The following is a 23,111-nucleotide window of genomic DNA, read 5'->3' as shown; positions in this document are numbered from 1 at the left end:
GGTGTCGACTTGTTGTTTTGGCTGCACGCGATTTCGTAGTGTCACGCCGGAATTCTCGATCTGCTGCGTCGGCAATTGCGCGCTGGCATCATCCTTCGGGCAGGCGAAACGGGTTTGAGTTGAATTTCGCTGTAATGGAGGCTGATTGATTGCATTCGTTCCGTCTGGCCGCTGCGGTGTTGCCGCTACTTTTGTCATCTTGCATGCTCGGGCCCGACCATGCACCGCCGGAAACGCCTTTGCCGGAGAAGTTTTCCGAGGGTGCAAAACAGAGCGCCGGCGATGTTGCGGTGTCGGCGTGGTGGGATTCGTTTTCAGATCGTACGCTCAACCAGTACGTTGCCTCCGGCCTGGATGAGAACCTCAGTGTTCAGCAGGCGCTCGAAAGGGTTAATGCCGCAGCCGCGGACGTCACCATCGCTGGCGCCGGGGGCCTTCCCAAGGCATCACACACGACAAGCGGCGAGATCGGCAAAGGGGGAGATGTCACGAGCACACAGAATATCTCCAGCGTGCAACTATCGTTGACCTGGCTGCTGGACGTATTCGGTCAGTACCGGCGCAGCACTGAAAGCGCACTGGCTTCTCTTGATTCTGCGCATGCGGCTGTCGACGCCGCAAAGCTAGCTCTAATCAAAGATCTTGTTTCCTCCTACATCGACGCCCGGTACTACCAGCAGCGCGTCTCGATTTCCCGAGCGAACCTGAAGTCCCGCCAGGAGACCTACGATTTCACGAATTTTCAAGTCGAAGCGGGAGCGGCTTCCCGGCTGGATGTCTTGCAAGCCGAAGGACTTGTCCGATCGACGATTGCCGAAATACCAGGGCTAGAACTGAATTTTCGCGTGTCGGCGCATCACATTGCGGCCCTCCTCGCTTTGCCGTCGGAAACAGTGATCAAGCAACTGCAGAAAAGTGAAGGGCAGCCGGTCTATCGCGGAAAGATCAATGCCGGCATTCCCGCCGATCTTATTCGCAATCGATTCGATATTCGCCAGGCTGAACGGGATCTCGCCGCCGCGACTGCACAGATCGGCGTGGCGGAAGCACAGCTTTACCCCGCGATAACGCTCTCCGGCTCGATCACCCCTTCCTATATCAAGCAGCGCGGCCGTCACGGGGGTATCTTGAAATGGTCCTTCGGGCCGAGCCTTGACCTCCCAATTCTGGACGGCGGCCGTTTGCGGGCAAACGTGGAGACTTCTAAATCGGACGCCGCAGCAGCCTACATAAGCTGGAAATTAACCGTCCTGACAGCTGTGCAGGAAGTCGAGGACGCTTTGACAGCCGTCCGACGCGACGTTCACACAGAGAACTCACGTCGCAGGCAAGTAGAAACGATCGAAGAAGCACTGAAGCTTTCGACGGCCTCGTACACGGATGGCGCCTCTTCTCTCCTCGATGTTCTCGAAGCGCAAAGGCAGGTGTCCAGCGCTCAGGCGAGCCTCGCTGCGGCGATCCAACAACTGGCCAAGGATCACGTGCGGTTGAATGTAGCAATCCGCGGTGGTTTTGCGGCTTCCAAAGTCGCGTCACCCAGGGAGGCCTCGACGGTTGCAGCCGCAAATGCAAACATCCAATCCGCACATTCGCAATAGCCGAGTGCTGGATGCGGGATGGTTTAACCTGATCAAGTCATTAGCGCGCCAGCGCCTGAGTTGTATTGGCGCCGGCCGGGAGGTCGTCCAATCGCGGCACATGCCCTTCACCACCTCCCGCTTACGAGCAGGGCTTGGAGCTAATGGGATGGTCCGCCCTGTCTCCCGAGAGCATAACGGAGGTGGGCAAAGGAGGGCTGAAATTATGGATCGCAACCAACTGCGCCAATGCGCCGTCTTCGGCATCGATATCGGAAAGAACCTCTTCCACGTGGTCGGCCTGGATAGTTCCGGCGCGAGACGCTACTGCAGTTCTTCGAACGAGCGAACAGAACGCTTGTCGGAATGGAATCCCGTCCGGGTTCCCAATGGCTTGCGCCAAGTTGCAGACGATGGGGCATTCCGTCCGCATCATCCCGGCGCAGTGAAGTCTACGTAAAATCGAACAAGAATGACATCATCGATGCTGCGGCGATCGCAGAAGCTGCAAGGCGACCGACGATGCGCTTCGTTGGCATTAAGCAAGCCGATCAGGTCGATCTTCAGATGTTGCATTGGGTGCGTATTCCGATGAAACCGGCCACCGATTCCGATTTGAAGCCGGCCACTTTTCGGGCTGATCCTGGGTCTGTTTGATGTTTGGATCGGGTTTTGTGTCAGGTCAAGCTTTGCTGTGTTTCAAGCGCCATCGGTGAACGCTGTTTGCGCATACTTTCGCCAATGAGATCGATGCCTCGGCGTTGTGAACGAGGCGATCCAGTATCGCATCGGCGGCGTTGGGTTTGAAATAATTTCACACCAGCGATCCAGGGGCACCTGGCTTGTGACGATCGTCGAGCGACGCTCGTAGCGGTCTTCGATGATCTCGAGAAGATCGCGGCGCTGATCATCGTTGAGTTTTTCCGGTCCCCAGTCATCGAGGATCAGCAGGTCGGTCTTGGCGATAGATTTGGGGATTCTGCCGTATCGCCCGTCACCCCTTGCAAGCGCGAGCGTGGCGAACAGCCGGGGAACGCGGTGGTATGCAACGGAGAAATCCTCGCGGCATGCTTTGACCGATGGATGCGGCCCAGCGCCGAAGCGATCTGGTGTCCACTCAGCGTATCGCCGGTGGGAACTGGTCATGTGATCTGGGTCGGTTCCATGACGACAGCCGCCATAGCGGCGCTGATGGACGGCGATGCGCTTGCCGCGGTAAAAGATCTCGATGGTGCGCGCCGTTGCTCTAAGATCGACCTGCTGGCGAATGAGGGCATGGGGGACGGAATAAAAGAAGCTTTTGAACTCGACGTGATAATCGGTCGAGACACGGAGCAGACGCCATTCGGCGAATTCGTAGTTTCACCCGGGAGGCTAGCGAGCGCAGCACGTTCGACACGTTCAAATACTTGCCGCCGGGTAAACACCCAATCGACGCATGAGGTGATCGTTGATGCGATCAAGTGCCATTAGCGGCATTGGCCTCAGCCAGCGAGAAGAAAGTCAGCTTGCGCAACCGCCCCAGGATGCAGGTGGCGCATGGCGGCGTCGTCATCGGCGACGAGAACTTGTTTCAATGGCGTACCCTTACTGGTGCAGTCGATCAATAAAATCACGTCGTTTCTATTTTCAGTTCCCTGCGCCATGTTGGAAAAGAGAAGCGCCCCAAGGGTGGAACGCTCCTCGGATCATCGAATTAAATGAAGCCGAAATTTTCCGCCGTAAGCGAGGTAAGATCCGACATGTCGTGCAGATTGTCGACATGAGCGAAGGCATGCGCGTGGTTCGCAGAATCGACATAGGCTAGTGTCGCACCGTGAGTTTCGCCATCTTGACCGAGAGTTTTTTGATCATGGAAGACAATGATGTCACCGCGGGCTTCGTGATCAATAGCAGTCGCGGCGGCAGCGGCAGACGCAAAGCCTCGATCAGTGATTACCACGACGTGCTCGCCGTGCGCGCCTTCGGCCGCGCCGTTGTAGAAGGTGTCCACAAATTCGCCCGGAAAGCCCTTGGAATGATTGATGAAATTTGCATCAAACAGATTCCGGTCACCACCGAAATCTGCGGCGTCCAGGACAAAGCGGTCCTGCTTCGTGTCGAAATCCATCACACTCGTATAGCAGTGCGTTGTTCCAACCATAGGGTCGTGGAACCGAAACACGAAGGCGTCGCCGTCGTCGCCGCCAGTCAGAACATCTGCGCCGTCACCAGCCACAAGTATATCCCTGCCAGGGCCGGCGTAGAGCACGTCATCGCCCTCGCCGCTATGCGGTATTACGCGGTGAGGGTCGGTGACGTATAAGGGGTAGGAGGCGTCGCTGTACAAGAGATCGTCACCACCGTCGGCATGGATTACGTCTGAGCCTTTCCCGGCCCAGACAATGTCATGGCCCGGACCGGCCGTGATGCTGTCTTGGCCGTCACCAGCTTTGATCCGATCATCGCCGTTGCCGGCATCAATCCAGTCGTTCTTCTTGCCGCCATCGATTATGTCGTTTTCAGGGGATCCTTTGATAAAACTGCCGTTATCACTGCCTTTGATATTCATCGCATATACTCCTTATTAGGCAACGGGCGCCGCCTGTGCCCCTTATCTTTTCCAAGAGCGAATTAGTGAAATCCATTGTTTTGATATGACCTATTTGAATGACGGATGCGAAAATGTTTATCTCGGCCGCACGGCACGCCCTTCGTAGTTGGCCGGCAGATATGAAAACGACTGGGGGCTATGACGATCGGCGGCCGTTGACGAAGGCCACAACTTCTTCCCTCGTAAACGCTGGAGACAAATCTGCAGAGCACCTGATCTCAGGGTGCTTTGCAGATCGAAAACCTCAGCTCCAGGCGTGGAGCGGTGGCTTCTCGCCGTTCAGGAAATACTTACCCAAAATGGCGTACTTCCAGCGGACGGGGTCGTGCAGAGTATGGGTGCGGGCGTTGCGCCAGTGGCGATCAAGCCCGTGCTCTGCAAGGGTCGAGCGCGTTCCTGCCAGTTCGAACAACTTGTTGGCGGCCGCGATCGCGATCTCAGTGGAGAGGATCTTGGCTTCGGCGGTAACGATCTGGGCTTCCGCAACGGTTCCCGCGTTCGGGTCGAGGATCGCTCGGTCAATGGCATAACCTGCCTTTTCAAGCAGCGCCTGCGCCGCATGAAGCCTTAGCGTCAAGTCCCCGATCGCCTGGATTGTGTACGGATCGTCCCAAGCGTTGTCGACGCCGGAATCCACCCAGGCGCGGCTCTTGGTCCGCACAAAACTGACGGTCTCGTCAATCGCGGCCTGCGCGATGCCGGTATCGACAGCCACTTGGATAATCTGGAAGATCGCTCCGTCCGCAGTCGGCACTTCATACCCTTTGTAGCCAGGCACGAGATGCGTCTTCGACACTTTGACGTTGTTAAGCAGTACCGTGCCCGACAGCGTGGTACGCTGGCCAAAGGAGGACCAGTCGTCGATGACAGTCAGACCCGGGGCACCGCGCTCGGCAATTGCGTACCAGGCCCTGCCCTCGTCATCCAGTGCCACGATTGGCACCAGATGCGCGAGCAGCGCTCCTGACGAGTAGAATTTCTGGCCGTTGACCACGACATGATCTCCGGCATCAACGAATTTTGTTTCGAAGTCGACCGCACGCTTGGATCCAAATTCGGAGAAGGCATTGCCGAAGCGCGTTCCTTTCAACACTTCCGCGAAGAGCAGCTTCTGTTGGTCTTCGTCTGACACCGTGCGGATGGCGGCGACCACACCCAGGTGGTTTTGCGCGATTTGTCCGATGGATGAATCGGCCGCCGAGATGATCTCGATGACCTTCGCAAGCGTCGCATAAGAGACCTCGGGACCGCCGAAGGCCTTCGGCACGTTGATAGACCAAAGCCCGCTTTGCGAAAACGCGTCCAGTTCCTTGACCGGCCAGATGCGGTCGCGATCGCGTGCTGCCGATTCCTTGACGAACTCTGCCGCGAGTGTCTTGGCGATGGCAATCGCTTCGGCGTCAGTCTTGATAATGTGGGCGGGCTGCGACGGGCGTGGAACAGGTGGCACGGCCTTTGCGGCATTTTCGGTATTTATGGTAGGATGGGTCACGGTGTTTCTCCTCTTGGATCGTGTTAGCCGACAACGGCGGGGATGGAGGGAGCCACGGCTCTCTGGCCGAGGTAGAAAGACTTGATGTCGTCGCGCCCGCGCAGATCCTGTGCGTCACCGGTCAGCACCGTGGCGCCGTTTTCGAGAATGATGGCGCGATCCGCATATTTCAGAGCGACGGCGGAATTCTGCTCCGCCACAAGGATAGAAAGACCTTCTTCGCGATTGAGGTGGCGGAGCTTCCGGAAAATGTCCTGGACGATGAGCGGCGCCAGTCCCATGGATGGTTCGTCGAGAACCAGGAGGCGCGGCCGCGACATGAGCGCCCGGCCGATCGCCGTCATCTGCTGCTCGCCACCCGAGGTCAGGCCGGAAAGTGCACGACGCTTTTCCTTCAACCTGGGGAAATGCGCGTAGATCTTCTCGATATCCTCGGCGATCTCAGCGCGCGTGCCGCTGCGGCCAAGCCCGCCGGAGACGAGGTTTTCCTCGACCGTCAGGCTGCGGAAGCAATGGCGGCCCTCAAGCACCTGCACGAGACCGGCACGCACCAGTGCAGCAGGGCGTGTGCGCAGGACATCGAGCCCGTCGAAGCGGATGCTGCCGGAAACGACTTGCCCACGTTCGGCTGGAAGCAGATTGGACAACGCCTTGAGCGTCGTCGTCTTTCCCGCGCCGTTGGCGCCAAGGAGCGCCAGAATTTCACCACGCGCCAGATGGAAACCGACGCCGTCGAGTGCGGTGATGGCGTGATTGTACGTTGCCTTCAGATCATCGACCGCAAGCAGAGTGGTTTCCAGAGCCATGACAGTGCCTCTTGCCTTAAAAGGTCGGATTGAGAGAAGGCGCGAGGTTGGAGAGGGAGGCACCATCCTCGCGCCCGGTTCTTCAAGCCTCGCCCTTATCAGGCGCGGCTTGAAGGGATCAGTTGGTCGCCGCCTCGGCGTCTGCCGCCGTGCGCAGCTTGATGCCCTTCTCGGCCGCGTAGGCTTCGGAAGACTTCTCGATGATGGGCCGCAACAGTGCCCAGTCCGGCGCGATCCAGTCAGAGACCACGTTCCACTTCTTCCCGTCCCACTGTTGGAAAGTCACGTAGCCGTTGCCCTCATGGTTATCCCAGGTGACATTGATCGAGTGGAACAGGCCCTTGGCGCCGAGCGCCTCGACACGCGCCGGATCGAGCTGAAGGTGTTCGAAGCCCCAGCGGACCTCGTCGCCAGTCAGCGTCCGCTTGCCGAACTTCTCCTGAGCGATCCGGATCGCCTCGACATTGAGGATGCCGTTAACGATACCCAGGTTATGGTAGACCGAGCCGATTCGCTTCTTGTCTTCGAGGTTCCCCTTGCCAGCGTCGTAGAGCGTTTTGACGATCTCCCGAACGACCGGGTATTCGGTGCCAGATGCCTGCGTGGTGATTGCCGTATAGCCCTTGGCAGCATCACCAGCGGGGATGACGTCTTCTTCTGAATTGGACCAGACGTTTCCGATTATATGATTTACCGGGAAACCAACCTTGGCTGCGGTCTCCAGCGCGACCGGGTTCATCACGCCCCATCCACGCAGGATGACGAAGTCTGGCTTGGCGCGGCGGATCGTCAGCCACTACGACTGCTGCTCGTTCCCCGGATGCGGCACCTCGATCTGCTGTAGTTCAAAGGCGTATTTCTTCGCCAACAGTTCGTAGATCGGGATCGTTTCCTTGCCATAAGGCGAGCCATGATAGAGAACGACGATCTTCTTACCCTTGAGGTTTTCGATACCGCCTTCCTTGCCGGCGATGTAGTTCACGATGCCGGAAGTTTCGCTGTACGGGTTGAGCAGCAGCGGGAAGACATAAGGGAAAACGCGGCCGTCGGTCGAATCCGTGCGGCCATGGTTGATGGTGATCAACGGTACCTTGTCGGCGGTGACGCGATCGATCATCGCATAGGCAATGCCCACGGAAAGCGGGTTCCAGGCAGCGACGTTCGGGTTGCTCTTCAGGCGCTCATAGGCCTCGACGCCACGCTCGACCTCGTACTGCGTCTCTGCTTCCGACCATGTTAGCTTGACGCCACCCACGCCGCCGTCGCGCGTGTTGATCAGGTTCAGATAATCGATGAAACCACCGAAGAAGCCGGTGCCGCCGGCAGCATAGGGGCCGACGCGATAGCTCTGGAGCGGGAAATATTGTTCGTCCGCATGGGCCATCGGCAGGGCCACCGTGAAGGCGAGGCCGGCGGCAAGAGCCGCAATCTTGAATTTGGCAAGGATCGTCATTTTTGGACATACTCCGGGTATCGACCGGGGCAAGGCGCCGGTCCGGGTTGATCTGATGAGGGCTGGTGGCATTTCGAGAGCCTTGATGGCTCCGTTTCGATCAGGAATGCACGATGGCGGCACGGATTCGTTTTCGGACCCGATCCCAAAGGGCGACAAGCCCATCCGGTTCGAGGACCAGAAAGAGGATGATGAGCGCGCCGAGCACGATGCGCTGACTCATATCCAACACGCCTGAATTGAAGATATTTCCGAGCAGGAAGGAGCCAAGCCGGGACAGGACCAGGGGAAACACAACGATCAGCGCCGCTCCGAAAAAAGCACCGCGGATCGATGCAAGCCCCCCGATGATGACGATGAACAGGACCTGGAACGACCGGTCAAGATTGAAACCGGCGGGCTCGACCGTGCGCAAATAGGCGAACGCCCACAGGACTCCGGCGATGCCGATGATGAAGGAGGAGATTGCGAAGGCCAGAAGCTTGGTTTTCAGCACCGGCACGCCGATGATCCGCGCCGCTGTCTCGTTGTCGCGCACGGCAATGAAATTGCGGCCGGTCTGCGAATTCACCAACCGATGGGCCAGCAAAGTGAGAACGGCGACAACCGTCAGCGCGAAATAGTATCGTCCGACGGGCCCATCGAAAACAAGACCGAAAGCCGAAAGCTGAGGCGCATCGATAACGCCGGACGCGGACTCATTCGAAAACCAGCTAAATTTGGTCAGTGCCCACTGCACGAAAAACTGCGCTGCAAGCGTCGATACCGCGAGGTAAAAGCCCTTGAGGCGCAGGCTGGGAACGCCGAACACCAAGCCGACGCCGGCCGCAGCGAAACCAGCAAGTACCATACTGACGATCAAAGGCAGACCGTCGACGCGAAGATTGAAATTGAACGCCGCGAACGCGCCGACAGCCATGAAGGCAGCACTCCCCAACGACACCTGCCCGGCATAGCCCGTCAGGATATTGAGCCCCAAGCCGGCGAGGCTGAGCGCCAGGAACGGCAGCAGGATAGCCTCGAACAGGTAGTCTGACCCGAGAAGCGGCACAATGACATAGGCAATGGCAAGCCAAGCCAACGGCGTCGCCCAGCGGGCGGGGAACCGGTAGGCCGGCAGATCGCAAGTGATCGTGGACATCGGTCAGACCCTTTCCAAGAGCTTCTGGCCGAACAGGCCGGAAGGGCGAACGAGGAGGAAGGCGAGCGCGATCACATAGGCAAACCAACCCTCAATGCCGCCGCCGAAATATCCGCCGATATAGACCTCAGCCAGCTTCTCGGACGCGCCGATCAGCAACCCGCCGAGGATCGCGCCGAGGATCGAGTCGAACCCACCGAGGACGAGAACCGGCAAGGCCTTCAGGACAATCAGCGACAGTGAGAATTGCACCCCGACGCGGGCTCCCCACAAAAGACCGGCGACCAGCGCCACCAGACCTGCGGTGGCCCAGACCGTCGCCCAGATCCAAGGCAGTCTCAACCCGACGGCGAGCGCCGCGAACTGATCGTCGGCCACGGCGCGAAAACCGAGCCCGATGCGGGTGTAACGGAAGAAGACAGAGAGCAGCAGCACCATGGAGGCGGCAACGACGGCTGCGAAGATGTCGAATTGACTGATGTAGACACCACCGACATCGAACGGCACATCCTTGATACCGAGATCAAGGCCGTGCACCTGCGTGCCCCAGATCAGTTGGGCAGCGCCCTCGATAATATAGGAGAGGCCGAGCGTCGCCATGAAGAGCGTGATCGGCGGTTTGTTGGTCAGCGGCCTCAACACGGTACGCTCGACAGCTATCCCGATAACGACGATGATCGCGAAGGTGATCGCGAATGCGAGCGGGAAGGAAATGCCGCGTTCCGTCAGGCAGACGAAGGTCAGCGCCGCGAACAGGAGCATCGCCCCTTGCGCAAAATTGAGGACGCCGGATGTCTTGTAGATCAGGACGAAACCGATCGCGACCAGCGAATACATGACGCCGGACAAAAGGCCGCCGACGAGAATCTCCATGAAGAACAGCCAGTCGAAGTCAGCCATCAGATGCCCGCCCCCTCTTCATTTTCGGGAGCGACACCGAGATAGGCATCAATCACGCGCTGGTCGCGCTGGATTTCGTTGGGTGTTCCATCGGCGATCTTGCGGCCGTAGTCGAGCACGACAACGCGGTCGGACAACCCCATGACAACGCCGATATCGTGCTCGATCAGCACGACGGTGGTACCGAACCTGTCACGTGCGGCGCGCACGAAATCGGCCATCTCGTTCTTTTCCGTCGCCGTCATTCCGGCCATCGGCTCATCGAGCAGCAGGATGTCGGGCTCGGCCACCAGAGCGCGCGCCAATTCCACCCGTTTTTGCAGACCATAAGGCAGTGTACCGACCAGACGATCGCCAATATGCGAAAGGTGGAGGAACTCGAGCACCTCGAAAGCCCGACTGCGGGCATCCCTCTGTTCCGTGCGGGCTCGACCGAGGCCGACGATCTGTTCGACGAAGCTAGACCGCGTCTTGTGCGCTCGTCCAACCACGACATTGTCGAGAACGCTCAAACCCTTGAACAATGCCAGGTTTTGGAACGTGCGAGCAATGCCGAGACGGGCAAGTTTCTGCGTCGGGACCTGGGCATGGCGGCGCCCGGAGAGCCACACAAAACCGCGATCGGGTCGGTATACGCCGCTGATCACATTGATGATCGAGCTCTTGCCAGCACCGTTGGGCCCTATAACGGCGAGGATTTCGCCACGCCAAACGGACAGATCGATATCCTTCAGGGCGACGACGCCACCGAAGGATAGATCGATGCGGGCCAGCTCCAGAATGATGCCGTCCGTTGCGCCGGCTTCAATGGGCGACGCCCAGGCCGCGCCTGTTCCTCTGTCCAAGCCGGCCAAGTGCTCCTGAACGTCCGGCGGAAACGGCGCCGCTCCCAAGCCTCCGAAGGCAAAAGTCATAGTGTGCACGCCCCTGCTTTCGACGGCGCGCCACGAGCCCACGAGTTCATAGGCGCACGCTATCCCACCATGAACCACCGGGTTCTTGGCCTGTCATCGTTGATGCGGCCGGCTTTGCGGGCCGGCCGACAACGTGTTGCGATTACTCGGCGGCGACGGCCGTCGCCGTTTCGGCTTCTTCCAACTCGCGGATCAACGGGATGACGTGCTTGCCGAAATACTCGACCTCTTCCTGGAAATGCAGGAAACCGAGAAGGATGAGGTCCGCGCCGGCGCGCTTCAGGTCGATGACCCGCTCGGCGACCTGGCGGGGTGTCCCTATCAGGTTGGAGCGGAAGCCGTCGTTGTACTGGATCAGGTCCTCGAAAGAGGATTTCGCCCAGTTGCCCTCGCCTTCAGGTGATGATTTCCCGGCGTTCTTGACTTCGTGCCCGAAGGCATTGACCGCCTCTGGATTGGCCTTCTCAATAATCTCGGCGAGCACGGCCCTTGCCTCTACCTCGGTCTCGCGGACGATGGCGAAAGCGTTGACACCAACGCGGACGGAATGACCGTTAGCCTTCGCCTTGCCCTGGATGTCAGCCACCTGCTTGCCGATTTCCTCCGGCGTGTTGCCATTGGTGAAGTACCAGTCGGAAACACGCGATGCCATGTCGCGTGCAGCGCGAGAGGAGCCGCCCTGGAAGATTTCCGGCTGTGGATCGATCGGCTTGGGCTTAAGCGAATAATTGTTGAAGCGATAGAAATCGCCGTGGAACGTGAAATTGTCTTCGGTCCAAATACCGCGCAGTGCGCGGATGAATTCCTCCGAGCGGCGGTAGCGCTCGTCATGGTCAAGCCAGTGCTCGCCAATTGCGTGGAACTCGCCTCGGAACCAGCCACTGACGATATTGACGGCGACACGACCATTGGTGAGGTGATTGATGGTGGCGATCTGCTTGGCCGCCAGTGTAGGATTCCATGGTCCCGGCAGAATGGCGGCAATCACCTTCAGCGTTGTCGTCGATTCCAGCAGCGCATGGCTAAAGGAGACGGATTCATGCTGGAATTCGGCGCCATAACCGGCGGTGAAACGAATTTGGCTCAGCGCATAATCGAAGCCACTAGCCTCGGCGATCTGCGCCAGCTTTCTGTTATATTCGATCGTCCAGCTCGTCCGCTGCTCAATATTGGAAATGACGAGGCCACCCGAAACATTGGGAACCCAGTAGGCGAATTTGACCGGCTCTCTGCTGGCATAGGACATGATACTCTCCCTCTTGAAATGGCTAGGCTGACGCGGCGGCGAGCGCCGGGCGGTTTGCATGAGCGCGCGCGGCAGCGGTGTGATCAGAGAGCGGCAGCACCTGAGCGAGTTCTGAAACGGCGCGCTCGATACGCTCTTGAACCACAGGACTGGCGATCTCATAATCCGTGAAATCGGTTTCGGTAGCGTAGATCGACGTCGGCAGTGTCAGGGCGTTGAAGAAGCCGAATAGCGGGCGCAACTGATGTTCGGTCATCAAACCGTGCAGCGGTGTGCCACCTGTGGCAGCCAGAATGACCCGCTTTCCGGTCAGTGCGCGGTAGTCAACAAGGTCGAAGAGATGCTTGAGAGCGCCGGTATACGATGCCCGGTAGACCGGCGACCCGACAACAAGGACATCAGCCGCCTCGACGGCGTCGATAATCGCCCGCCCCTCGGCATCCAACTGGTCCGATCGAAGCGCCTTGAAGAGAATGGGGGCAGCGTCAACCAGTTCTATGGTTTGCCCATCGAGACCCAGCTTCGATGTGGCTGCCGACACAAGTGCTTCCACAAGGGAGGCAGTTCGCGATGGTCGTTTTACATTTCCCGTAAGACCCAGAATTTTCATGTCGGCGACATCCTTTTGCGACATAGTCTATATATTTAATGGACTAATGGTAACGACACGATGCCAATATTTCTCCCTGTTGTAGATTGCCATCCTGAAATCGCGCCCAATGGGCGAAATAAAAACTTCAGCTTGGCGTTCTATGTGGCGCAGCAAACTGCACGCCACGGCGAGAGCGAACAACTCTCTATGGCCAAATGGGTTGCGCTGGTGCTGAAGCGAAATGGAGCTCGCGCAACGATCGGGAAGCATATTTTCGTCTCGCCATGGAGGGAAGAATGCGAAATTTGCAAAGGTCCGACCTGCTACAGCAGTTACTTAGCGACCAGCCACGGTGTCTAAACTAAAGAGGAGCCCGTTCGATCGTGCTCGAAACACTATCGATTCATAGCGCGAATCAAATTGACCGCATAAGCGGAACTCAAGCAGCAAACAAGCAGGGCACCATGACATCTTACCTCACAAGGCAGAAGCATGCTAAGGAAAGACTAGGCGCAGCGCTTCAAAAAATGAATGACGCCATCCGCGACGTACACAAATCCGGCATTGATGTCGATATCAGTACCCTCACGATACACACGCCGCGTGGCCCGATGGTTCAAGTCGACCTTAAGACGTTCCGCGCATATGACGCGCCCCCAGTGTTGCGATTGGTGGAAGAATAAATGCGGTTAGATTCGCTCATCGATCACCGTGCCACGATGATCGCGTGCCTGGGTTTCCACCAATCGCAGTCGGCAAGCTGTCTCTACAGCAAGGGTGCGACGAATGACTTCAGGCGCTAGCCTTCGCGCCAGCCAATTAGGCGGAAGCGTCCAGCTCGGCTAAGTCTGAAGCCTGGATGGCCCTATAAGCTGTAGGAGCTTGAAGGGCTTCCCATTAAGCGCCTCCTGTACTCGGTGAGCTGCTGCAGGCATCCTCCTTAAGGCCGCTGTGTAGCGACTTCAGTGCGACGCATGTCTCAAATCTTGTCTAAAACTCCTAGGGCGGCCGCGGTCCTTCGTATCCTTGACGAGTCAAAATCCGAGCTCTTCTCAAGAGCTGTCAAGTCAGACCATCGCTCGTCCAGCGAAAGCTAGTCGGATCTACCGCAAGGGGAGCCAGGATGTCATCGTTTCCGACCTTCCGAGAACGCTTTCTCTGCCGGCCGAATATAATGGTGGTCCGAGTAAACTGACTTCGGCGTAACTGGTGTTCGTCCCACGCGTTATCCTGTCAGCAATCTGGTGTTCGACTTTCAATACAAGAGCGAAGGAAGTGTCTCCGTCGAGACTGAGATTCTTCCAATAAATTCAACTCATTGGCGATCAGCCCGGTGGTGACGAAATACTCAATCCGACCAACATGTCGGGGTTGTCAGATAGAAGGGGAACTTTTCGTGCTGCTTGAGGGAGTCATAGCCGTACATTACCACTTCGAGGTTTGGCCATCGCCAACGGGAGATTGTCAGCTCGAACATTTGCGGACTCAAGCAAAGCTTGAACTCTCTTGCGTAATACTATATCGTACCGAGTTGTGTACTCGACCAACAAAGTATAAACGTCAGCCATGGTGATTGGCTAAATATATCAGAAAATATATTATTGTTAAATATTGATCTATGGCGGAGTGCCGTCTAGACCTGCTCAACACGCGGCATGGGACTACCCCGGTCAGCGACGGGAGGCTTAGATGAACCGACGTGACAAAATGCATCCAAACGAACCCAGGTGTGATAGCCCGGAAATGGGGCTCGTCTTGCTCGATGGCGAACGCGTGCTTGCTCAACGGCGTGGTATACGCTGGCAGCCGGCCGCACGGAACGAGCATCTGGATGCGCTTCGCGAAGTCGCAGATAGCGGAAGATATTATCGGGTTAACCGTCCTGTAGTGACCGGCATGGAGCTGAGCCTTGAAATATTGTCGACATTGCAACAACCACCTGCCGAACACGAGGCAAGCATAGGCCTGGACCTAACCAAAGCACATCTCGCCACCAAACACGAACCGGAACAAATGCATCAGATCACATGGTCTCTTTCAAAATCTGAACGTGTCTTTGATTGCGCTGGAGGCGATTCTGACAACGGCGAAGCCATCGCTACTGATGGACAAGTCGAGGCTCTCGCGAACCGCGGCTACATCAAATCCGCCGAAGCCTATAATCAGCTGATTGATAGGAGTAACCGATCACGTCCACCGAAGAGCTATCATGCACATGTTGATTTTGAAAACTGTCACTACATTGATGGCACTTCCAGGCCTTGGAGACACGGCTCGCTTAAAGGCGGCCGCTTGCGCGTAATACGACGGGCGGTAGACATTGGACCAGCGCGCCATCCCGACGCAGCCTTGTGCCTATGGCATTGAACTTAGCGGCAGAATGCGATAGCTGCCAATTACGGCCGCGGCTGTAATACAGGTGGTTGATCCCGAATCTGGTTCGGGCGTGAAACGCGGTGCCGGTATTGGAAGGGTCGACTAATTCGACCTTCAATTCCAAGCGACCGTCCGATCTCAAAGCAAAGCTCCTGTAGGGTCCTTGAAGGATATCGACAGAGGAAAACTATCAAATGCGGTGTTGCAAGAACGCGCCCCAAGGTCGTGGGGGTGGCTCGAATTTTTCTACTGAACCAGAACCTGCAAAGGCCGATATTGCCTACGATGCTATTCGAAGAATTCTCCACAGTAACGGTCGTGTGCCGGAGCAACATCTCAGGGAACAGGATCTAGCGTCTAAGCTCGATCTTGGTCGAACACCAGTTCGCGAAGCGCTTCAGCGGCTCGCAGCTGAAGGGAAGATTCAATACATCCCTCAAAGAGGCTTTTTCACCAGGCCGATGTCGGAAAGAGCTCTGTTAGATGTTTATGTTGTCGGACGTGAAACCCTGATCTCGGCATTGAATCGAATGCGGCCGCAGGTCCCAGAGAGCTGGACCGTGGCGGATAAATTGTCCTCTGACGAACTTGCCTTAAGGGCAGAAGCGATATTCACTAAAATCGCGCAAGAAGCATCGAATTGCGAGGCTTGCAAAATCGTCCACCGATTCTGTTTTTGCACTCACCCTTTACGAATGGAACTAACTGCGTCGGAACTTCGGCCCGCGTTTGTTGAAAGCCTCGAGAAGCTAGTTGACGCAATGTCTGAACTAGGCACGGCAACGACCCTGGTGGAGTCCGCGTTGATGAACCACCTTAATCTAGAACAGGGTGCCGTCTCAAGGATTGTACAAGAGGTGAATGAACGTGGATTAACAGGTTTTCCGGGGCCCGCGAAAAGTTTGTGACATTTCAAACTGTCATCTCGACGAATGATCCTAGTCAACGAGCCTGAAGAATTTTGTCGAGTGCCGCGCATATCTGCGGCTGCTGCGGGCAATCCAAAAGCCGACGTCGGCATCACCTACCAGCATTTTAATTATGTTGCCAAATCAAAGAGGCTGCCTCCATCCCTTCAGCATCCCAGAATACAGCGCTGGCAGAGCGAAAGGTGCTTGTGTCCTATCGGGCAACGCCCTCCGCAGGTTTCCATTTGCCGCGGCTTGGCCAGGCCAGCTATATTGATCGAGCGACGTTTTCAGCCGAAGTCTCAAAAGACATTGTGCCAAAGATCATAACAGCCAACGGGATCGACGCTGCGACCTTGAGGACAGAGGTTACGCCGGGCGGGTATCTCCTCAGAACAAATGCATCGCTTCAGACCGAGGGTAATCTCGATGACGCCGCGGCGGATAGGCTTGCCAGCTCGCTAGGCTACGTCTTGCGCCAATATCGCGTTCTTACCTCTCGCCTCGACGACACGACCGGTAAGACAGGCCTTGTTATCGTGCGGTTTCCGCAGGGCAGCCTTAGCGCCACCGTGGCGCAGAGATTCTTCGAGGCAGCGGATGCAACGAAAAATGGCTTGGGCGGCGGATATAGCGTAGTCGGTGACGAGCAGATCTTCCTCAATGCGACGAATTCCGAAGGAAAACCTTATAGCGGACTCGATGACGCAAGCTTCCTAGACGGATTGAGGCGCGCAGCCGTATCGTTTGGCAGCCCTAAACCAAGGGTTTCTTCCCTCGGCAATGCGACCGCGCGCTTTATTGGGAATGATTGGCAGAGGTCAACAAGAGGCGAGGGCTATCAAACCTTGCTTGGTGGATCGGACGGCGAGTTAGTGAGAAAGCTCGACGAGATCAGCAGGTGTTATGCATTCCTCCTCGCGAAGACAGCCGACAGCAAGGGCTGGGCCAGAGATGAATAAGGGCCGGACGAGGACCTACGCTCAAGTCGCTGAGCGAACTCAAAAGGCTTTCACGAAACCGGCCTCGCTGGCGACACGATTTGAGGTCCCACGCCGGCCACCCGGGGCCGCGCCGGAGAAAATCTCACTGCTGCAATGCTCAGAAATTGAGACGGCTTAATCCTGCTATAGTTCTAGAATATCTTAACGCGGCGATTTCCACGCTTGAGTGGTCACCATCTTTGCCCAATCTTGTCAGACATTCGGTTCACAAGCGACCGGGATTGCGGCATCGCGGTAGCTGAAACTGATGCCGTCTGATCGCCGTTTGAACAAATGAGAGTCGTCCAACATTCGTTATTCAAAGCGTTCAATATTAGTGCGGATCGCATCACCAGCCACCGATTTTACATTCGACGGAGGATTGCCAGGACGAGCCGTGCCGCAGGGAGTCCTTATCTCGCCGGAAAGGTACTGGCCGCTGTTGCAGGGCAGCATGTTGACGTCGAGAAAGTCGCTCCTCTTCAGGGAGTTCTGATACGCTACGACTTCTTTCATCGACAAGGGGTTCGCGAAGATCGTCACTCCCTCAAACCCCGGTAACGCCTCAATTGGCTCAATCATGGGCGATGTCTGACCGGGCACTGCTGCAGCGCCAATAACCCATGGGCCAACCGATCCGAAAATGACGGATTTCGGACGATCGGTTGGCGTGCCAGAGCTGAAAGGAGAATGCGGGAACCCACTGTCGAGCACTGCCTCATCCCACTGGTAAGCTGTAAACGCTAGGAAATAGGTATATGGCGCAAAACGGTCCATGCGAACTTTGCCGTCTGGAGTAAAGGTATAGTAAATCCACTCAGTGCCGGAGAATGCCCCTGTTGGCCCCACGACGTTCATGTCCCAGGGCTTCTGCCACCATGCAGTAGACGCCATGTCGCTTTGAAGCAGGCTTTTCGCGAATGACCACTTCTGACCATTCGGATTGGGTGCAGCTCCCAATGCGAATGATAGGTAAGCATCGTTTGAATTAGAACTTAGAAGCGATAAGGCGCTGCCGCCATTAGGAACAGTATTTTCACGGGTTTTTTCGACCAAAAGGACAGTGAACCCCGTGTCTGGTCTGATCGACGCGCTTTGACTAGTCTCGATTGACGTGCGCGGTGGAAGGTTGAAGGAAGTCTTGTTGGTATAGAAGTCAAATGCCTGCCTCGTATCTTCGGGCACCGGATAATCCGCTTCTGCCGCCGAGTCGTGTATGTACAGCTTTGGAAATTCCCCGAAAATGGGCACTACCTTCGGTGTGAGCGTCTGAGATACTTTCTCCGACGCGCTTCTAAGGCAATTGGCTTCATTGGTACATGATGCCCCTTGCCCTTCTCCAGCGACAAGACAGCCCAGCGCGGAAGACAATAGGAAGATTTTTATTCCATTATTCATCAAAACATTCCCTTTTTGAAAGCGGAGGTCTTGCACTAGCGAGTGAGTTCGGAGGTGTTGCGGCGCCGGATCTGGCGCAGCATATCGCCGACTACGTCGGGCCAATCAGTGGTGATAAGATTGGTACGATTGACGAGCGCCATCTCAGGATCTCCTCGGTAATCTGGTACGATCCCTCGCTGAGCGGTCGATTTCGGATCCGTGTTGTGCTCGAAGCAGCATTTTCCGGCGCTGTTTGCGACGCCCTCTGGAAAGTAGTTACTTTCATGATAGGTGGCGAAGCCCTGCTGCTGGTCGATATAGTCGAAATATGCCTGCAGACCGTCACCTTTATAGAATTGGTTCATTTCAAACTGAATGGAGAACGGCACCACATTCCATTGATCGTAGATTGGATCCTCGTGGGGATCATAGCTGGAATCCTTCACATTCTCGTCATCCGGGTTTTCGACGACAATTAGCCCGCCAATGAGGTTGGGGTCGTAGGTTGTCCGATTTAGAATCGTGCCGACATCCGCCGCATCCTTTGCTTTGAGCTTGAATACAACGGCTTTGCTGAGTTTCGCATTTCCCTTGCTCGCGAGAATGTCAAGGCAGCGTTGCATGAGCTCGATGGGATCAGTAGGGTCCTGATCATCGACTGCCGCCTTGATATCGACGATCATCACGTACCCATGACCATCATCGGAAACATATTCGGCGAGTAGATCGAGCGCGGCGGAGAATGTTAGGAACTTCGCCTTTCGCCCTTGTGAATCCGTAAAAACGCGGCCATGTCGGTCCCGTAGATCGGCCTGTCGTAGCTGCGACAAGTTCTGATTATATAATAGGCCGCTTCCAGTTGATTCGCGCTCAATCCTGTAGTCATGAGATAGAACGACTTCTTTGTCTGCGGTGAAGCGGGCATCGACCTCCACGCTCTCAATCTGCGAATTCCAGGCGTCTTGCAAGGCATAGGCTGAATTCTCAGGATAGATCTCCCAAGATCCGCGGTGCGCAGATAGCAGGACCAAGTCGTCATCGGGTTTCGGCAGCTTGAACATGTTTCTTGTAATCGCACTTACAAGATATGGTGAAGGCTTTACCGGAAGTAGCGCCTCTGCTGCGGCGTAGGATGGAATACCGAAAGCAAGAAGAGAAGTTAAAGTGAGCGATGCACGCAGATCACGTCGGCCGCCGAGGTAACCGAGACGCGAGGAGCAAAAATTCACAAGCACTGATGCCACATTGTTGCTGGTGTCCATAAAGTTTCGGAACCTTTCGATGAGAATTTCGGGTAGCTCGCTACTTTGTACGGCTTGTTCGTGCGGCCTTTGCAACAGCCCATCACAGCAGTGGCTAAGGCTTGGGGGAGCGAAATCCTGGGGGGTGCCCGTAGTGCGAGGAAGTTTTTAGCCGGCCCACTATCGCTGCGATGTGCCGGCAATAACACGCTCTTCAACATCAAGATGATCCATAAATCAGCTTCCACCCAAGGCGCTGCGTTGCCACGTCGCGACGTCGCGTGCTCAAGCGTTGAGAGAGTTGTCATGAAAGCAGCTTGGAGCTCCGGCGCAATTATCTCGTCCTAGCGTAGCCTCAGTTGAGAGGAAGCAGGGCTTTCTTCATTAACGCCGCTTCGCCATACGATGTTTGGACGTGATCAATTGCCCGCCAGCCGCTCTTCTCGTAAAGAAGTTGCGCGTTCTCTGTTGTCAGATAAAGACTCTTGCAACCGAGGCACGATGCTTCGTGCTCGAGCCGCTCGATCAACAACCTGGCTATTCCTTTTTTGCGGTGAAATGGATGGACAAAAAGCGACTTAAGCCAAGGGGATAGATGAGATTTTCCATCGAAATCACGATCAGCCAACGTGACCATTCCTACTGGCAACGCGTTTTCGATGGCGACTAGTGTTAGCGGCATCGAGCTTTTTGTTGCCGCTTCAAACTCGCCTCGCGTTTGTTCGTACGAGCCATTTGATTGACAACCCCATTGTCCGAAAGACCAACTTGCGCAAATGGAAATGAAATTCGGAAATCTTTCTAGGTACTCGATCGTTACCGGAGTTCCAGCTACCATTGCTTTCTCGGTCATAGTGTCTCCATTTTTTGGCGGGCCGAGCAATCGAGTGACGATCGGTCAACTTGAGGTGAAGCCCGTGCACTAGTCAGCTATCGGACCTCACGATATATCCTGCACGGTGACGCCGCGATTCAAGACGGGTCGCCAGCACGCAACAGCGTGATCAAAAACCTGCTAAGATTTGTGGCAACGCGGTCATGCGGCTAAACAGCTTAGTGGCACCTGCTTCCATCAGTTTGTCTCCGTGCCCAGGAAGGCAATGCGAAGCACCTACGAAGCCAATCACCATCATCCCGGCTGCCACCGCCGCCTGAGTGCCAGCAACGCTGTCTTCAATAACGAGACAACTGCTAGCCGGTGTGTTCATATGATCTGCTGCAAACAGAAACAGATCCGGCGCAGGCTTACCACTCGCAACCTGCGAAGCGCTGAAGACATGGGGCCAAAAGTAATCATGTAGATCCGTGACTTTAAGCGCCAAGGAAAGCTTTGCAGCATCGCTGTTCGACGCCACGCACTTCTTTAAATTAATGGTCTCCAAGGTTTGCCGAACGCCGCTGATTGCACGCAGATCGCGAGGATATCGTTTCGCAACTTCGGCCATCACACATTCATGATGATCCTCCGGTAGGCGTAAGTCGCCCTCGGATTCTATGACTGAATAACTTTGCTGGTCAGTCATCCCTATGAAGCGATCGTTATACTCTTCAGCCGATATGATGTAGCCGAATTTAGCCAAAGCTTCGATGTGCACCGCAGTTGCAATAAGCTCACTATCGACGAGAACCCCATCGCAGTCGAAGATCAGTAGTTCCGGACTTTTTGAAAAAGACATAAGCAGTCCTCATTATAGAATGACTCTGAGTTTTGTCCCAGTGCCAGCTTTCAATCTTCCAGGCATTGAGCAGGGTAGGATTGTATCCGATCGGATGTTGACCATTGCGGCACTGGGAAATTGATGCGCGGTGCTCAGCCGGAAATTGCTCCTGCGGCGATCTTCGGGCCTTGCTTATGAAGAGCATTCCAAACCTTGTGAAACGCCTCTGCATAAAGCTCCATCAATTCGCCATTGTTAGGTGGCGCAATCTCCGAGACGTAAAACATCGTATCCAACAGTTTCACTGTGTTCGGGAAATCGGCGGCCTTCCAGTTGTCGCAAATGTCCGGAAGATATTCGAATACGGGCTTCGTGAGCCAAACACAGATAGGCACGCCTTCGGCCTGCAGAGACCTGACCACGAAATCCCTTGCAGCCGGGCCGGGTGCGAAGCCAAGCGCCTCAGGTTCGATCCGGAGGGGAAAGTTGAGCATCGAATGGTCGCAGTCGGATGGGTTGAAGAGAGGAGATATGCCCACAAGTTCGCCGATCAATTCCCACAAAAGCTTGCAATTGTCTCTTCGGATTTGCAGTTGCGTATCCATCTCTGTTACCCGCAGCTTCGCTATAGATGACGAGAATACGTTCGGCCTGTAGTTGTACCCTTGGGAATAGGGCGAGAATATTCGCGCTCCACTTCGAGACGAGCTGGACAGCGATACGCGATCAACATGTGCAATCAAGTTGGCGTCCTCAGTAATGACAAATCCCAGTTCGCCGGCCCCAAGGTGCTTGGCGCCGTTTCCGGATAGAGCGAGCGCGTCTGCATCAAGATGCGCACCGCCGACGATTGCTTTCGCGGCGCCGATTGATTGGCAGATGTCGTCGATCACAGCAATGCCTTGAGCTCGCGCTGCAGACCTCGCGTCGGGGACGAGAACATTGTTTCCGAAAAGGTGAGTGACTAAAACTGAAGCTACATTAGGGCCGAACTTTTCAGCGGCCGCGCGCTGATCAATCCCGGCCAAGTTCATGTCGACATCAACGAAGACGGGTTCGAGACCGCTGATTTTGATTGGTCCTACCGCTCCTGGCCAATTCAGTGCCGCGGTAACAACTTGCTCGCCTCGCTCTTTGACGTAGTCGAGCTCGATGTGAATGGCCGCCGTTCCGCTGCCGACAGCGCGCACTTGCCACTTCCCAGTCCAGCTTGCAAGATCTTGTTCCAAATCGCTCACGATTGGGTGGTTAACGCGGTGATACCTTCCACCATCCACAACACCTTGGAGTGCATGCAAGTGCTTATTCTCCGCGGCGGGCCAAGGTGTAACACGTCCCTGGGGGACCACAGGCTTCCCACCGAAAACGGCGAGCTTCTCGCCTGAGAAAGCACCAGTTGTGTTGCGAGTTATGAGCCGTAGTGCACCGAATCCGTTCATCACGTTCTCCAATCATGCTCACTAGAATGCTGATCAGCCCACACAAACGCTAGCACTGCTTTCCCACGTTTGGTAGCTAAATTACAGTATATCACAAAGTATATTTTAAAGTAGATTAGGAGCAGGCGGGCACAATAAGTATGTTACTGAATATTTGTTGTATATTGGCGGACGGGCGCTTAAGGCGTCACTTTGGTCAGCTTCTGTGCGGAGCACGTTGGAAATTTCAATAGTTTTTTAACGGCTGGCCGGACAACTGAGATCACTGAATGAGGCTGGGGACGGGAACCGGCCAAAGTTTCCCGTAACGCCCGGTGCCGATTGAAGAAGCGTTGGACCAACAGCACATTGCCACCCCAGCTCATAATCCGAGCCCCACCGAATGGCGAAAGGTCGCCCTCCGCTAGTACTG

General features: G+C 55.9%; 18 protein-coding genes and 5 pseudogenes. 6 read left to right on the top strand and 17 right to left on the bottom strand.

Annotated elements, in window-relative coordinates:
* Positions 1-149 precede the first annotated feature (149 nt).
* A complete protein-coding gene (locus tag HFO71_RS31670; RefSeq protein WP_221978079.1) occupies positions 150-1,598 on the top strand; it encodes an efflux transporter outer membrane subunit in 1,449 nt (482 codons plus the stop codon).
* 205 nt (positions 1,599-1,803) lie between these two features.
* Positions 1,804-2,162 (top strand): annotated as a pseudogene (locus HFO71_RS36530) (IS110 family transposase); the annotation flags it as partial.
* A 92-nt stretch (positions 2,163-2,254) separates the two neighbouring features.
* On the opposite strand, the pseudogene HFO71_RS31660 reads toward HFO71_RS36530, so the two are convergent.
* The 11 genes and pseudogenes from HFO71_RS31660 to msuE form a co-directional block, all read right to left on the bottom strand.
* Positions 2,255-2,651: pseudogene (locus tag HFO71_RS31660) on the bottom strand (ATP-binding protein); the annotation flags it as partial.
* Between the two features lie 159 nt (positions 2,652-2,810).
* Positions 2,811-2,915 (bottom strand): annotated as a pseudogene (locus HFO71_RS36525) (Mu transposase domain-containing protein); the annotation flags it as partial.
* A gap of 358 nt (positions 2,916-3,273) precedes the next feature.
* Positions 3,274-4,128, bottom strand: coding sequence for a calcium-binding protein (locus HFO71_RS31650; protein ID WP_168277550.1), 855 nt, complete (start codon positions 4,126-4,128; stop codon positions 3,274-3,276).
* A gap of 286 nt (positions 4,129-4,414) precedes the next feature.
* Positions 4,415-5,662, bottom strand: a complete 1,248-nt coding sequence (locus HFO71_RS31645; RefSeq protein ID WP_127431425.1) for an SfnB family sulfur acquisition oxidoreductase — start codon at positions 5,660-5,662, stop codon at positions 4,415-4,417.
* Positions 5,663-5,685: 23 nt separating this feature from the next.
* Positions 5,686-6,468 carry an ABC transporter ATP-binding protein gene (locus tag HFO71_RS31640; protein ID WP_221978078.1) on the bottom strand — a complete coding sequence of 261 codons (783 nt, stop codon included), beginning with the start codon at positions 6,466-6,468 and terminating at the stop codon, positions 5,686-5,688.
* A 118-nt stretch (positions 6,469-6,586) separates the two neighbouring features.
* Positions 6,587-7,921 (bottom strand): annotated as a pseudogene (locus HFO71_RS31635) (ABC transporter substrate-binding protein).
* Positions 7,922-8,021: 100 nt separating this feature from the next.
* Positions 8,022-9,062, bottom strand: a complete 1,041-nt coding sequence (locus HFO71_RS31630) for a branched-chain amino acid ABC transporter permease (protein ID WP_221978077.1) — start codon at positions 9,060-9,062, stop codon at positions 8,022-8,024.
* Between the two features lie 3 nt (positions 9,063-9,065).
* Positions 9,066-9,962, bottom strand: a complete 897-nt coding sequence (locus tag HFO71_RS31625) for a branched-chain amino acid ABC transporter permease (RefSeq protein WP_168337860.1) — start codon at positions 9,960-9,962, stop codon at positions 9,066-9,068.
* A complete protein-coding gene (locus tag HFO71_RS31620; RefSeq protein ID WP_373289165.1) occupies positions 9,962-10,855 on the bottom strand; it encodes an ABC transporter ATP-binding protein in 894 nt (297 codons plus the stop codon). The genes HFO71_RS31625 and HFO71_RS31620 overlap by 1 nt, the downstream gene beginning before the upstream one ends.
* 163 nt (positions 10,856-11,018) lie before the next feature.
* Positions 11,019-12,122, bottom strand: a complete 1,104-nt coding sequence (gene sfnG, locus HFO71_RS31615; protein WP_168257372.1) for a dimethylsulfone monooxygenase SfnG — start codon at positions 12,120-12,122, stop codon at positions 11,019-11,021.
* A gap of 22 nt (positions 12,123-12,144) precedes the next feature.
* Positions 12,145-12,732: an FMN reductase gene (msuE, locus tag HFO71_RS31610; protein ID WP_221978076.1), complete on the bottom strand. Its 588-nt coding sequence runs from the start codon at positions 12,730-12,732 to the stop codon at positions 12,145-12,147.
* Positions 12,733-13,097: 365 nt separating this feature from the next.
* On the opposite strand from msuE, the gene HFO71_RS31605 reads away from it, so the two are divergent.
* Positions 13,098-13,397, top strand: coding sequence for a hypothetical protein (locus tag HFO71_RS31605; protein WP_244604854.1), 300 nt, complete (start codon positions 13,098-13,100; stop codon positions 13,395-13,397).
* Between the two features lie 296 nt (positions 13,398-13,693).
* Here the strand turns inward: HFO71_RS31605 and HFO71_RS36040 are convergent.
* Positions 13,694-13,786, bottom strand: a pseudogene (locus HFO71_RS36040) (helix-turn-helix domain-containing protein); the annotation flags it as partial.
* Between the two features lie 617 nt (positions 13,787-14,403).
* Between HFO71_RS36040 and HFO71_RS31600 the strand changes: the two are divergent.
* The 3 genes from HFO71_RS31600 (at position 14,404) to HFO71_RS31590 (ending at position 16,960) form a co-directional block, all read left to right on the top strand.
* A complete protein-coding gene (locus tag HFO71_RS31600) occupies positions 14,404-15,081 on the top strand; it encodes a hypothetical protein (RefSeq protein WP_168277511.1) in 678 nt (225 codons plus the stop codon).
* 203 nt (positions 15,082-15,284) lie between these two features.
* The gene (locus HFO71_RS31595; RefSeq protein WP_168257369.1) at positions 15,285-15,998 is read left to right on the top strand and encodes a GntR family transcriptional regulator; all 714 of its coding nucleotides are present in this window, start codon (positions 15,285-15,287) and stop codon (positions 15,996-15,998) included.
* Positions 15,999-16,201: 203 nt separating this feature from the next.
* The gene (locus HFO71_RS31590) at positions 16,202-16,960 is read left to right on the top strand and encodes a hypothetical protein (RefSeq protein ID WP_312887642.1); all 759 of its coding nucleotides are present in this window, start codon (positions 16,202-16,204) and stop codon (positions 16,958-16,960) included.
* A gap of 336 nt (positions 16,961-17,296) precedes the next feature.
* On the opposite strand, the gene HFO71_RS31585 is transcribed toward HFO71_RS31590, so the two are convergent.
* The 5 genes from HFO71_RS31585 to HFO71_RS31565 form a co-directional block, all read right to left on the bottom strand.
* Positions 17,297-18,379 carry a hypothetical protein gene (locus tag HFO71_RS31585; protein WP_206118687.1) on the bottom strand — a complete coding sequence of 361 codons (1,083 nt, stop codon included), beginning with the start codon at positions 18,377-18,379 and terminating at the stop codon, positions 17,297-17,299.
* A 35-nt stretch (positions 18,380-18,414) separates the two neighbouring features.
* The gene (locus HFO71_RS31580; RefSeq protein ID WP_245007029.1) at positions 18,415-19,623 is read right to left on the bottom strand and encodes a glycerophosphodiester phosphodiesterase family protein; all 1,209 of its coding nucleotides are present in this window, start codon (positions 19,621-19,623) and stop codon (positions 18,415-18,417) included.
* 334 nt (positions 19,624-19,957) lie between these two features.
* The gene (locus tag HFO71_RS31575; RefSeq protein WP_245007028.1) at positions 19,958-20,455 is read right to left on the bottom strand and encodes a GNAT family N-acetyltransferase; all 498 of its coding nucleotides are present in this window, start codon (positions 20,453-20,455) and stop codon (positions 19,958-19,960) included.
* A 151-nt stretch (positions 20,456-20,606) separates the two neighbouring features.
* Positions 20,607-21,278, bottom strand: a complete 672-nt coding sequence (locus HFO71_RS31570; RefSeq protein WP_168257367.1) for an HAD family hydrolase — start codon at positions 21,276-21,278, stop codon at positions 20,607-20,609.
* A gap of 134 nt (positions 21,279-21,412) precedes the next feature.
* Positions 21,413-22,699, bottom strand: a complete 1,287-nt coding sequence (locus HFO71_RS31565) for a DegT/DnrJ/EryC1/StrS family aminotransferase (RefSeq protein WP_131702649.1) — start codon at positions 22,697-22,699, stop codon at positions 21,413-21,415.
* Between the last annotated feature and the right edge of the window lie 412 nt (positions 22,700-23,111).

Origin of the sequence: Rhizobium laguerreae (assembly GCF_019778565.1) — a bacterium.
Classification (GTDB): Bacteria; Pseudomonadota; Alphaproteobacteria; order Rhizobiales; family Rhizobiaceae; genus Rhizobium; species Rhizobium laguerreae.
This window is presented reverse-complemented; position numbering and strand designations above follow the sequence as displayed.